Genomic DNA, 12,228 nt, shown 5'->3' with positions numbered 1-12,228 from the left:
TTTCCCGGGCCCGCTGCTATGCTGGCCCGGCGCTGCTTGCCTGTTATTCTGTATGTCCACTGCTACTCCGCTTACCTTTATTGGCCTGCATTACTGGGCCGGCTCCGGTCGTGCCTTCGATGCCGTGGCTGGTCTGCTTTCCTCCGATTACCCGTTACTAGCCCCTGATCTGGGCGGTTTTGGTAATGCGCCCGCGCCGCCTGGCGGCTTTACAGTCGATGCCTATGCCGACGCGGTGGCGGCATTTATTGCCGAAAAAAAGGTAGGCCGGTACGTGCTGGTGGGCCACAGTATGGGCGGCAAAATTGCCCTGGCCCTGGCGGCCCGTCAGCCGGCGGGTCTGGCTGGAGTGGCTTTGTTGAGTCCCTCGCCGCCCACACCCGAGCCCATGACCGAGCAGGACCGCAAAGCCAGCCAGCAAGCCTATGGAAAACCTGTGGAGGCCGAAAGCACCTTCCGGAAAATTACGGCCCGGCCGTTGGCCCCGAAGCTGCACCGGCAGATTGTGGCCGACAACCTACGCAGTACCCGCGCTGCCTGGGACGCTTGGCTGCTGCACGGCAGCCGTGAAAACCTCAGCAGCCGGATGTGCGACGTGCAAGTACCCTGCACCATTCTGGCCGGCGACCAGGACGCCATCATGTCGCCTTCCGTGCACGGCTTGGAAACGCTGCCCCTACTGCCTGATGGTACGCCGCTGGAAATTATTGGCGGTGCGGGTCACCTGCTACCCTACGAAGCCCCGGAGGAGGTGGCGGCTTTGCTGCGCCGGTTCGCGGAGCGCGTGAAGGTGGCATAAGGATGGCCGGTTCGTCGGACTGGCAGACATGTTGGGAAGCGCGGCAAACCGCCGAACTTGCGGGCTGATTTCTGCCCCCTATGAAAGCCTGGCTCCTCCCCACGTTCATTTCCCTATTGCTCACCCTCACCACCTGCCGTACCGCGCAGGTAGCCGATGGCTACGCGGCTTACCCCACCTACGAAGGTCCTGATCTGGGCCTGACGTTCCAGCAGGGCCGGGCTAGGTTGCGGGTGTGGGCCCCCACCGCTGACGGGCTCAAACTCAAGCTCTACGCCGAAGGCACCGGCGGCGCGCCCATAGCCGAGTACGACATGCGCAAAGCCGTAGGCGGCACTTGGCTGTATGAGCTGCCCGCCCAGCCGCCCGGCCGATTCTACGTGGTGCAGGCTACCATTAAAGGCCGACAGCTGGCCGAAGTACCCGACCCCTACGTGCACGCCGTGGGCCTTAACGGCCAGCGCGGGGCCCTGCTCGACCCCGCTACCGTGAGCCCTGCCGGGTGGGCCGACGACGTGCGGCCCCGTCTGCGCCAAGCCACCGACGTGGTGATTGGCGAGGCCCACGTGCGGGACTTGTCGATGGATCCGCAGTCGGGCGTGCAGCACAAGGGCAAGTACCTGGGCGTAGCCGAAACCGGCACCCGGGGTCCGCAGGGCGTGAAAACCGGCCTCGACCACCTTACTGAGCTGGGCATCACCCACCTGCACCTGCTGCCCACCAACGACCACGCCTCCGTGGACGAAAGCCGCCTGGCCGAAAACCCCTACAACTGGGGCTACGACCCGCTGCACTACTCCGCCCCCGAAGGCTCCTACGCCACCGAACCCGCCGACCCCGCCAGCCGCATCCGGGAGCTGAAGCAACTGGTGCAGACCCTGCACGGCCAGGGTCTGCGGCTGGTGCTGGACGTGGTCTATAACCACACCGCCACGGCCAGCCGCAACTCCTTCGAGCAGCTGGTGCCCGGCTACTACTACCGCCACCGCCCCGATGGCAGCCTCTCCGACGCGGCCGCCTGCGGCAACGAGGTGGCCTCCGAGCGGCCGATGGTGCGCAAGCTCATCGTGGAATCGGTGACGTACTGGGCCCGGGAGTTTCACGCCGATGGGTTCCGATTTGATTTGATGGGCGTGCTGGATCTGCGCACCATGCGTGCCGTGCGCGTCGCTTTGGACCAGCAGGACCACAGCATTTTCGTGTACGGGGAGGGCTGGACGGCCGGCAGCAGCCCCGTGCCCGAGGCCGAGCGCGCCGTGAAAGCCAATGTGCTGAAACTGGACCGCATTGCGGCTTTTTCCGATGAGCTGCGCGACGGTGTGAAGGGCCACTTTGCCCGCCAGACGGAGCCAGGGTTTGCCAGCGGGCAGCCGGGCCTGGAGGAAAGCGTGAAGTTCGGCATCGTGGCCGCCACCCAGCATCCGCAGCTGGACTACACGAAGGTAAATTACTCGAAAGCTCCCTGGGCTGCCTCCCCGGCCCAAACCATCAACTACGTGGCCTGCCACGATGATATGGTACTCTGGGACAAGCTAACGGCCTCCAACCCGGGCGTATCGGAGGAGGAACGGTTGAAGATGGACCTGCTCAGTAACACCATCGTGTTTACCTCCCAAGGCATTCCGTTTCTGCCCATCGGCGACGAGTTTCTGCGCACCAAGGGCGGCTCCCACAACTCCTTCAACCAGCCCGATGCCGTGAACCAGCTCGACTGGAGCCGGAAGGCGCAGTACGGCCGCGTGTTTGAGTTCTACCGCCAACTCATTGCCCTACGCAAAGCACATCCGGCCTTCCGGTTGCCCACTCAGGAGCTGGTGCAGCAGCACCTGCAGTTTCTGCCCAATCTGCCTGCCACTACCATCGGCTACCAACTCCTCAGCCACGCCGGCGGCGACGAGTGGGCCACCATCACGGTGCTCTTCAACGGCAACCGCCAACCCGCCCGCCTGCCCGTGCCCGCCGGCCGCTACACGGTCGTCCTGAACGGCTCGGAAATCAACCAGAAAGGCCTCCGGCTGCTGGAAATTGCCGGGGAAGCGGCCGTAGAGGTGCCCGCCTCCTCCGCCCTGATTCTGGTGCAGTAGCGGGGAAGTGGTGAAATGATGAGTTGTCACGGCGAGGAGGCACGACATTCCGCGCATCCAGTAGCGTCAATTCGTCCTCTCCGCAGCACAAAGTTCTGAAATGCAGAAAGCCCCTGACGTCCGTGCTGGCGTCAGGGGCTTTTGAATAGGTCAGTATTTAGCGTTTGGAAGAGGAAGAATTGACGCTGCTGGATGCGCGGAATGTCGTGCCTCCTCGCCGTGACAACTCATCATTTCACCGTTTAGTCTAACGACCGGTCGCGGAACAGGACGAAGCCGATATGGGCGAAGACGCCGAATTGGTGGTCTTTCTCGTCGTAGTGGATGAACTGCAAAGCGGCCGGCCCAACAGGCGTCTGGTACTGGAAGCCCGTCATGAGGGTGAGGTAGGGGCGGGTAATGATGTCGCCGCGCTTGGCCAGCAGGGAGTTGTCCTCGCGCCGCTCCCAGGGCCGCACCAAAGTGTGGAGGTAGCCCTCGGTGCGCCATTCCAAAGACCCCACCACAGCCTTCACGTAGCGCAGGCCGGCGGCGGCGTAGGCCGTGCCCCGGTAGCGGTCCAGGAAAATGGTGCGCGAATCGGGCAGGGGCAGGAAGGTGGAAGAGTTGGTAAGCGAAGAGCGGTAGGTAGAGAAACTGCCCTGCGTGCTGGCCATCAGATCCACCATAAAGCCCCAGGCGTTGGTGCGTGCGCCCACCGTATCCACTTTGTTCAGGTTGAAATACTGCTCCATGAACAGGTTGGCCTTCAGCCACTGGTGGTTGCGGTTGCGCTCCACCAAGTCGCCGGCTGTGGAGCCGGGCTCGTACTTTTCCCGGCCCGTCACGCCCCGGAAGCTCAGGTCCACGCGGCGGCCGGTGGTGGCGTACTGGCGGCGGTTGAGCGAGTTGCGCTCAAACTTGAGGGACGCCGTACCGCCCTGAAACCGGCTCTGGTCCAGCTTATCATCAGTACGGATAGCGTCGGTATTGGCAAAATTGTCGCGGTTGGTGAATAGGCCACCGCTGAGCACATAGCGGCTGCGGTAGTTGGGGCTTATGCCCACCTGCAGGAACGTCTTCAGGTCGCGCTGCTGAAGCTGGGTGTTCTGGGCCGCTTTACCATTGCCGAGCAGGCCACCGGTATCTTGGTAGTTGAAGTTGTTGAAAACAACCGTCGGCTCAAAGTAAACCGGAATATTGCCTGGCACGCTCACCCGGAACGAGCCCCGCGCCCCGTTGTAGAACCGCCCGATGGTGGCATCGGCCTTAATGGTGTAAAGGTAGCGGTTGAGGTAACGGTAGCTGGCCCCGAGGTAGAAGTTGCTCATCGAGCGGGTCGAGAGCAGCACGCCCAGGTCGGTAGTGAGGTTGGAGTTCTGGCGGGCGTCCACGTTCAGCGTGTAGCCCTGCTTCTGCTGGTCGTAGCGGATGCGCGGGTACACGTTGTTGAAGAAGTCGTTGTTCACTAGGCGGTAGTAGCCTTCCTCAATATCGGCGGGCGAGTAGTTGGAGCCGCTGCGCTGAAAGAACCGGCGCACAAACGTCTGCTGTACTTCCGGAATGCCCTGCACATTCACCTGTTTGAACTCGGGGCGCGGAGCCCGCTCCTGAAACGCCCGGCGCCGGGCCTGCAGCGCCACCGTATCCTCGCGGCGCGTAATGCGCCGCTGAATCAGAGCCAGCTTTTCTTCGGTGGCCTGGATACCCAGGGTCACTAGTTGTTTCACCTGACCGAAATCGGCCGCCGTAATATCACCCAGCTTGGGCTGGATAAAGATGCCATTGGGGCCCACCGAAGTAGTATCGGCCACATTGGAGCCCAGGAACAGGAGCGTGCTGGTCAGCAGTTCATCATCCCGTTGCTTGGGATATTTACTGAAGGCCACGTCGCCCACATTCACCCCGATGATGACATCGGGCTTGAACTCCTCGCGCATCACGCCGGTAGGAAAGTTATCCACCACAGCCCCGTCGAACAGGTAGCGGCCGTCGGGCTGTCGGATGGGCCGGAAGGCCAGCGGAAAGGCCATCGAGTTGCGCACGGCATCGGAGAGGGAGCCGCTACGCTGCACCACTTTCTCGCGGGTAAACACCTCCGAGGCCACGGCCCGATACGGTACCAGCAGCTTGTTGAAATCGTAGCCCGAAATGGCACCGGCCGGGGCCAGCATGGTGGCCAACACGTAGTTCAGGGTCACGTCGTCCACCAGTTTGGGTGTCACGCGCACCTTCAGGGTCGAGTCGAGGGCCAGGCGCAGGTGCAGGGCGGCGGGGCTGGGGTCAGTGTCATAGTAGTTGAACACCTTGCCTTCCAAAGGCCGGCCCGAAACCCAGGTCTGGAAAGCCGGGGCCATGATAATTTCCTCGATTTCGCGGGGTGAGTAGCCAGCTGCGTACATGCCGCCCACAATGGCGCCCATACTGGTACCCACGATGTAGTCGATGGGAATCCGGTTTTTCTCCAGCACTTTCAGCACGCCTACGTGGGCGAGGCCTTTGGCCCCGCCACCACTTAGTACCAGGCCTACACGCTGGGCCTGCAGAGAATGAAAACTCAGCAGCCACAGCAAAAGCAGTGGCAGGATACGGTAGGTTTTTCGCATATAGCAAGCAGGTAGAAACAGGGAAAGCCCACGAGACGGGGCGCGTTTCCTACGCATATAGCGGGCGGGAGTTGCCGCCGTTTCGACCTATCTGCATCCTTACCCAGCTAACGGGGCTGCGAGCCCGGCCGGCAATGTAAGCACGACAGTAAAATTTCGGTTTTGCTGCTGAACTTGTAAGGTGGCTCCGTGTAACTCCGCAATGCGTCCGCTGAGCTACAACCCCAGCCTGGCCCGAATTCACCACTTCTTGAAAATTACGTACACCGCCGCTACCAGCAGCGCGAAGCCGGCCAGGTGGTTCCAGCCCAGCTTATCGGTTTTGAACACATACACGGCGCAGATGGTGAACACCGTGAGCGAAATAACTTCCTGAATCACCTTGAGCTGAAACAGGTTGAACGGTCCGCCATTTTCCTCGAACCCGATGCGGTTGGCCGGCACTTGAAACACGTACTCGAAAAAAGCCAGCCCCCAGCTAATCAGAATCACGCCCACCAGTCCCAGCCCATGCAGCCAGCTGATTTTCTTGAACTGCAGATGCCCGTACCAGGCAAACGTCATGAACAGGTTGGAAATGGTGAGCAGCAGAACGGTGTACAGGCTTTTCATGAGGGGAGGTTAAAGTCAAAAATAAAAGCACGCAGTTTGGCTTCATGGTGAAAGCCTGCAGCTCGGATAAGCGGTTTCCATACGCAGCCTGGGCGCTTCAGATACATCGGCCATCAGGTTTCTGCTATAGCAGCGGGGCTTGCTCTTCCGCCTTAAGTCAGGCGTTTGCGTTTGACTTTTTCTCTTTGACTTTATTCATCGTGGCCGGCCACTGTCTTCACAGGAGCCTGGTCCAGCTGTTTGGCTTCGAGGGCGAGGCGTTGCTGCTCCTTTTCGGAGGGCGTACGGGGTAGCCGGTCGAGGTCGGGTTGACCGGCATCTACCCAGGCTGTGTACCAGAACGCGCCCACCAGCCGTAGCGCCAAGCGCATCTGCCGCTCCACTTGCCCGCTCAGACGCTGGTGGTACTCGCGGGCGAAGTCGCGGGAGTAGGTGCGCACCGTGAGGTTGCCGCGCTGCTCGAAACTATGCTTGCGGTCCTCAGGCGTTTTTCGGCTCAGCTCCCGCTCAAACCGCAATACCGAATCGACGGCGGCGTTGGAGCGGGCCACGGCTCCCCAAATAGTGTCCGTCGGTTTATCCAAGTAAGGCGCGGGGCCAGTGAAGAAGTCGTAGCCGTTGCTGAGCAGCTCGGGCAGGCGGCTTTCCCAGAGGCCGTGAATGCCGCGCTGGCCCGTAAGCTGGCCGTTGTAGTTGTGGGTAGTGTGCAGCGGCACGCAGGCATCGGCCACGTAATGGCCCATATCGGCCGAGAGGTGCAGAATCCGGTCGGCATCGTGGGCCTGGAAGGCGGCCGTGAGTTGGCCCTTCATGCGCGCCACCTGCCAGGGCACAATGCCGTGGCGGAGCAACGAATCTTCCCCCAGCAACGCCACCGCATCGGCATAGGAGTGGGGCAGCCGGGTCAGGGCTGAGTCGCCGTACACGTCCACATCTAGGAAGTGGCGTGGGGCCTCGCCGGGTACCACCGAGCGACGCGAATCGGGGCGGGTGGCGTTGTCGGTGAGGTAGTCGATGTGGGCCTTATAGAAGCCAATCATTTCGGGCGGCAGCGTGTACACCGCCAGCCGGTTAATCAGCCGATGCCCGAAAAACCCCCAGGCTTGCGCCGTGGAAGCCATAACCAGAAAACCCAGGGTAGCAATACAATAGCGGTAGATAGCTGTCATACGGCATAAGATAGAGGAAGACTTATTGCCAGGCAAGCACCTGAAAATCGGTTAGTAGCCGGCAGGGCTGGTTCTCCGCATCCAGGCCCACATATGTAGCGTATGATCCGTCCCCGAAGCCGGTGGAAAATGCCGCAAGGGTATCGTGGGAAGTGGCGTACAGAAAGCCGGGAACAGGTACAGCACTATCAAGATGAAAGCAGGTAATCATCAGGTTTTTGGCGGCGGCTTCATCCGCCATAAAGTGGCTGAACCGGTTCACATCGGCGGCATCCAGAAACAGCGCCATGCCACCGTCCACCAAATAGCCATAATATTCCGGCCCTCGGACAGGCAATGGTGACTGTCCCGGCAACACTGCCAACTCCCAGCGGGCTAAGGGCTTAGCCGAAAACAGAACGTGGGCAAATGCTACCCGTTCGTCGCTTGTGAACCGGGCTATTGCCAGCTCTACCGGAAACCGGCCGCGCAGAAACTGCGTGGTGAAACATGGGGTCTGTGCAGATAGCGTGATGGGGTCTGTAGCTACCAGTTGGCCTGATGAAACGGGTAGATTCCCCAGCAACTGCTGGCGCAGGATGATGGTACTGCTATGCTGCTGGACTTGTTTGCCTGGAAAGAAAGCTGACTCAAACACTGCCGGCTCCGCCTTCACTTCATATGGCAAACGGCTTACCGTAGCTCGACCTGGTGAGAGGACAGTCCCTTCTGTTGACTTTCGGCAACCCACAAGTAGAAAACACAGGGTAAAAATCCAGTAGCAGTATCGGTAACTCATCAAGCTTAAAATAGGGGAAGTCACAGCAAAAAGTCAACGCCCCACCGGTCATCCTTCGCAGGCGGACGCCATATGAAGGATGACCGGTGGAACGTTGACTTTTTACTTTTCTCTGCTGGACTCCTACTCTTACCGTCGGCCCTGGCCCGCGAAGCGCATCCGGTAATCGGCATTCACGTCGCCCTTGCTGATGCGGGCCAGCTTACCCTTCAGCAACTGCTTCTTCAGGCCCGATACGTAGTCGGTGAACAGCACGCCTTCCAAGTGGTCGTACTCGTGCTGAATCACGCGGGCGGTCATGCCGGTGAAGGTTTCCTCGTGCGGCTGCCGGTTTTCGTCCTCGTAGCGCAGCACGATGGTGGCATGGCGCACTACTTTTTCCCGTACGCCCGGAATGCTCAGGCAGCCTTCTTCAAACGCCCATTCCTCGCCGGTTTCGCTGACCATCACGGGGTTGATGAAGGCGCGCTTCACCGGGCCAGCCGTGGGCTCCTCCACGATGGGGTTCCCTTCTTCATCCTCATCCATCATCGGGGTCGAATCGATAACGAACAGGCGGATACTTTTGCCTACCTGCGGCGCGGCCAGGCCCACACCGCTGGCGTGGTACATGGTGTCGTACATGTCGGCAATGATCTGCTTCAGCTCCGTGGCAGAGTAATCGGCAGCCAGGGATTTGGCGGGTGTTTTGAGAACCGGGTCGCCGAAGGCAACAATGGGGTAAATCATCGGGATTCGAGGTAGGATTGCAGAATGATGGTGGCGGCCACCTTGTCTACGGTTGCTTTGTCGCGGCGGTCTTTCTTGCCCAGGCCCCCGGCCAGCATGGCGGCGTGGGCCATGCGGGAGGTGAACCGCTCGTCAATTTCGTGCACGGGCACGCCCGGGAATTCCTTACGCAGCCGCCGTACCACACCCACTACGGCGCTGGTCGAGTCGGTGGCCTCATTCTGGAGGTTTTTGGGCATGCCAATCACCAGGGCATCCAGCGGGTCGCGTTGGTGGTAGGCCTTGAGGTAAGTCAGTAAATCCTGACTGTGAATGGTTTCGAGCGGGGTGGCGATGAGTTGAAGCGGGTCCGTCACGGCCAGCCCCACGCGCTTGTGGCCGTAATCGATGGCAAGAATTCGGCCCATCGCAAAAAGAACTAAGTAGAAAGCCAAGCGGCGGCCAATCAGCCGGTTAGCCGGAGCCGCGCCCCAAAGATACGACACCCGCCCCGAAAGGTGTTATCCACCAGCCGGCCACCGCAATCTGGCAACGGGGTGGTTACCGTAGTTTACCGGCGAAACCGGCCCGTTGGGCGAGATGGCCACGCCTTTCTAAAATGATAAAATAATATTTGCAGTACGCTCAGTATCAAGCCCTTTTATTGCCAGTTAAAACCGCTGCTACTGGATGATAATTGACTTGGATGAATATTAAATTGTACTGTTATCGGAAAATGCCTATACCTCTATGCCTGACATGGCTTTCTTGGAAAAGTTTCAATAGTTTTGAAGACCTGTCCGTAGTGTGGATTTCTGATTATCGACTGAACAACTACTCTCTCAACGCTTTATGACCACCGAGCCGAACGACTCGCCGCTTCCCGCGTCGGAGCCGACCCCGCGTAATTCCCGGTGGCAGGTGCGTCAGCCGTGGCTGTTGGGCCTTATGCTGGCCTGCGGTATCCTGTTGGGAGCAAATCCGTTCCGGCCTTCTGATCAGAACCCCGACCTCACGGCCCGCGGCTACTTAAAGTTCAAAGAAATCCTCAGCTACGTGGACCGCGACTACGTGGACTCGGTAAACGCCGAGGAGCTGTCGGATTACGCCATCAGCCGCATGCTGGAGCGCCTCGATCCGCACTCGGTATTCATTCCGGCCAAGCAGCAGCAGCAGGCCTCCTCCTTTCTGCAAAGCGACTACGACGGCATCGGGGTTGAATTCAATCTGTTCCGCGACACTGTTACGGTGGTGGCGCCGCTTAGCGAAGGTCCCGCCGAGCAGGCCGGCCTGCAGCCCGGCGACCGGATCTTGGCCGTGAACGGGCAGCGGGTATCGGGCGTGCACCTAACCACCGAGCAGATGTTCGGGAAGCTGCGCGGCCCGCGTGGCACCAGCGTCACCCTCCAGATTACCCGCCGCGGCCTAGCCCGCCCCTTGAGCGTGCAGGTAACGCGCAACCGCATTTCCAACGCCTCAGTGGACGTGGCCTATATGGTAGACAACCAGACCGGCTACATCAAGGTGAGCCGCTTTGCCAGCGGCACCTATGACGAGTTCAAATCGGCTCTGGGTGATTTGCGCCGCCAGGGCCTTACGCGCCTCGTGCTGGATTTGCGCGGCAACCCCGGCGGCTACCTTGACCGCGCCACCAAAATGGCCGATGAGTTTATTGGGGGCACCAAGAAGATTGTGTACACCGACGGCAAGGGCGACCAATACGACACCCAGACGTTTTCGCGGGTAGCCGGCGAGTTTGAGGAAGGCTCTTTGGTGGTGCTGGTGGATGAAGGTAGTGCCTCGGCCGCCGAAGTGCTGGCCGGTGCCCTGCAGGACCACGACCGGGCCGTGCTGGTGGGCCGGCGCACCTTCGGCAAGGGCTTAGTACAGCAGCCCATTGCCCTCAACGACGGCTCGGAGCTGCGCCTGACCATTGCCCGCTACTACACGCCCTCGGGCCGCAGCATCCAGAAATCCTACCGCGGCGGGTTGGGCGAGTACGAGAAGGACCTGCAGAACCGCCTGCGCCACGGCGAGCTGTTCCACGCTGACAGCATCCATTTTGCTGATTCATTGAAGTACCGCACGGCCCACGGCCGCACCGTGTACGGCGGCGGCGGCATCATGCCCGACCTGTTCGTGCCCCGCGACACCTCGGCGTACTCGGCCTACTATACCCGCCTGCAAAGCCAGAACCTGGTGCGCGAATTTGCCCTCACGTACTACCAGGAGCACAAAGATGAGCTGGAAGCTTTGCGCTTCGAGCAGTTCAGAGAAACGTTCAAAATAGGAGATGCCCAGCTGCAGCAGCTGGCCGCCCGCGCCGCCCAGAACGGCGTACCGGCCGATGCGGCGGGTCTGCGCCGCAGCACGCCGCTGCTGCGCACCCAGCTCAAGGCCCTCATTGCCCGCAGCGCCTACGGCAAGTCGGCCTATTTCCAGGTGCTGAACCAGGATGACGCCGAGATGCAGCAGGCCCTGAAAGCCGTACAGGAGCCCAATAACCCCGTGATGCTGGGGCTGCTGGAGAAGTAGACTCACTGAGCTTTCGGTAATAAACCGGCCTCTCGGCATACCACCGAGGGGCCGGTTTATGTCAAGTAAAGACTAACAAGCGTTGTAGCGAGGGGCCTGATGTATTGTTCTGATCGAGTTTATGTGGAAAATGGTGCGACTTATGTTAGCTACTTTGCTGTTGGCAGCAACGGATGGTTTCGCGCAGATACGCAGTGAGCGGGTAATACCGATTGAGCAAGGACGGACTCATCTTTTACAAACCGCTGACCGAGCACCCATTGTGCTGGAAGGGCGGGTGGTGGCACGGCGTGGGCTCTGGGATGCTCGACATGAAATGATTATGACCGCCAATAAGATAGAAGTATATACTCTATTTAAAGGGCAGCCCGTATTCAGCCAAAGAAAATATGTAGAAATCTTGACGGTGGGAGGCACCGTTGGCGACGAGGGAATGGGGGTATTTGATGGAAATGAGGTACGTCTGCCGTTAAATGCCATTGGGCTGTTTTTTCTCGCTCCCTACGCTCCTGATAATGGTTTCCGTCCTGTAGTAAAGGGAAGTTCGTACCTACAGGTGATGGTGGGTGAAGGTAGCTTCTGGCGTTACGATGGTTCACCCTGGACCGGGGCTGATAATGCAGCTCATATTCCCGAAAAAGGCATTTGCCCTGATATTTCGGCTGTTATTCACGCTCCGCTCCGCAGTACATACGGCCGCCCAATCATCTTAGTAGCTGGCTTCGATGCGGCACACTTTGCGGCCTATAATCCCTTTCCTAGTGGGCAACGTAGCGAAGCTCCTGTGAAAAAGCCCGCATCCAAAATCCGTTGAATAAACCTCAATGGCCCAGGATTGCAGCTGCCAGCGCGAAGCTGCCGACGCGCAAAATGGTGTGAGGGTGGCCTTTTACCGCCTGCATCGCACAGTAGCTGCTACGTGATGAAATCATTCGCGCTGCTTAGAATATCAGGTAAA

Annotated in this window: 10 protein-coding genes; 4 read left to right on the top strand and 6 right to left on the bottom strand. The window is 59.9% G+C overall.

The window, feature by feature from the left end:
* Positions 1 to 52: 52 nt before the first annotated feature.
* On the top strand, positions 53 to 799 hold the full coding sequence (locus HSW_RS20875) for an alpha/beta fold hydrolase (protein ID WP_052346703.1): 747 nt from the start codon (positions 53 to 55) through the stop codon (positions 797 to 799).
* A gap of 80 nt (positions 800 to 879) precedes the next feature.
* On the top strand, positions 880 to 2,883 hold the full coding sequence (gene pulA / locus HSW_RS20870) for a type I pullulanase (RefSeq protein ID WP_044003688.1): 2,004 nt from the start codon (positions 880 to 882) through the stop codon (positions 2,881 to 2,883).
* A gap of 242 nt (positions 2,884 to 3,125) precedes the next feature.
* Here the strand turns inward: pulA and HSW_RS20865 are convergent, their stop codons facing one another.
* From HSW_RS20865 to ruvX, 6 genes are all read right to left on the bottom strand, one after another.
* On the bottom strand, positions 3,126 to 5,468 hold the full coding sequence (locus tag HSW_RS20865; protein WP_052346702.1) for a patatin-like phospholipase family protein: 2,343 nt from the start codon (positions 5,466 to 5,468) through the stop codon (positions 3,126 to 3,128).
* 240 nt (positions 5,469 to 5,708) lie between these two features.
* Entirely contained in the window at positions 5,709 to 6,080 is a 372-nt protein-coding gene (locus HSW_RS20860; RefSeq protein ID WP_044003687.1) for a DMT family protein, read from the bottom strand.
* 191 nt (positions 6,081 to 6,271) lie between these two features.
* Positions 6,272 to 7,249: a zinc dependent phospholipase C family protein gene (locus HSW_RS20855; RefSeq protein WP_081768538.1), complete on the bottom strand. Its 978-nt coding sequence runs from the start codon at positions 7,247 to 7,249 to the stop codon at positions 6,272 to 6,274.
* Positions 7,250 to 7,271: 22 nt separating this feature from the next.
* Positions 7,272 to 8,027, bottom strand: a complete 756-nt coding sequence (locus tag HSW_RS20850; protein WP_081768537.1) for a DUF4241 domain-containing protein — start codon at positions 8,025 to 8,027, stop codon at positions 7,272 to 7,274.
* Positions 8,028 to 8,156: 129 nt separating this feature from the next.
* Positions 8,157 to 8,756 carry a peptide deformylase gene (gene def / locus HSW_RS20845; RefSeq protein WP_044003685.1) on the bottom strand — a complete coding sequence of 200 codons (600 nt, stop codon included), beginning with the start codon at positions 8,754 to 8,756 and terminating at the stop codon, positions 8,157 to 8,159.
* Complete coding sequence (gene ruvX, locus HSW_RS20840) at positions 8,753 to 9,163, bottom strand: Holliday junction resolvase RuvX (RefSeq protein ID WP_044003684.1); 411 nt, start codon at positions 9,161 to 9,163, stop codon at positions 8,753 to 8,755. Before ruvX ends, def begins: the two co-directional genes overlap by 4 nt.
* A 424-nt stretch (positions 9,164 to 9,587) precedes the next feature.
* On the opposite strand from ruvX, the gene HSW_RS20835 reads away from it, so the two are divergent.
* Both HSW_RS20835 and HSW_RS20830 read left to right on the top strand, forming a co-directional pair.
* Complete coding sequence (locus HSW_RS20835) at positions 9,588 to 11,270, top strand: S41 family peptidase (protein WP_044003682.1); 1,683 nt, start codon at positions 9,588 to 9,590, stop codon at positions 11,268 to 11,270.
* A 142-nt stretch (positions 11,271 to 11,412) separates the two neighbouring features.
* Positions 11,413 to 12,084, top strand: a complete 672-nt coding sequence (locus HSW_RS20830) for a hypothetical protein (RefSeq protein WP_155833089.1) — start codon at positions 11,413 to 11,415, stop codon at positions 12,082 to 12,084.
* Positions 12,085 to 12,228 lie beyond the last annotated feature (144 nt).

The organism is Hymenobacter swuensis DY53 (assembly GCF_000576555.1).
GTDB classification, from domain to species: Bacteria; Bacteroidota; Bacteroidia; order Cytophagales; family Hymenobacteraceae; genus Hymenobacter; species Hymenobacter swuensis.
Note: the sequence above shows the minus strand (reverse complement) of the source record. Positions and strands in the feature narration are given on the sequence as shown.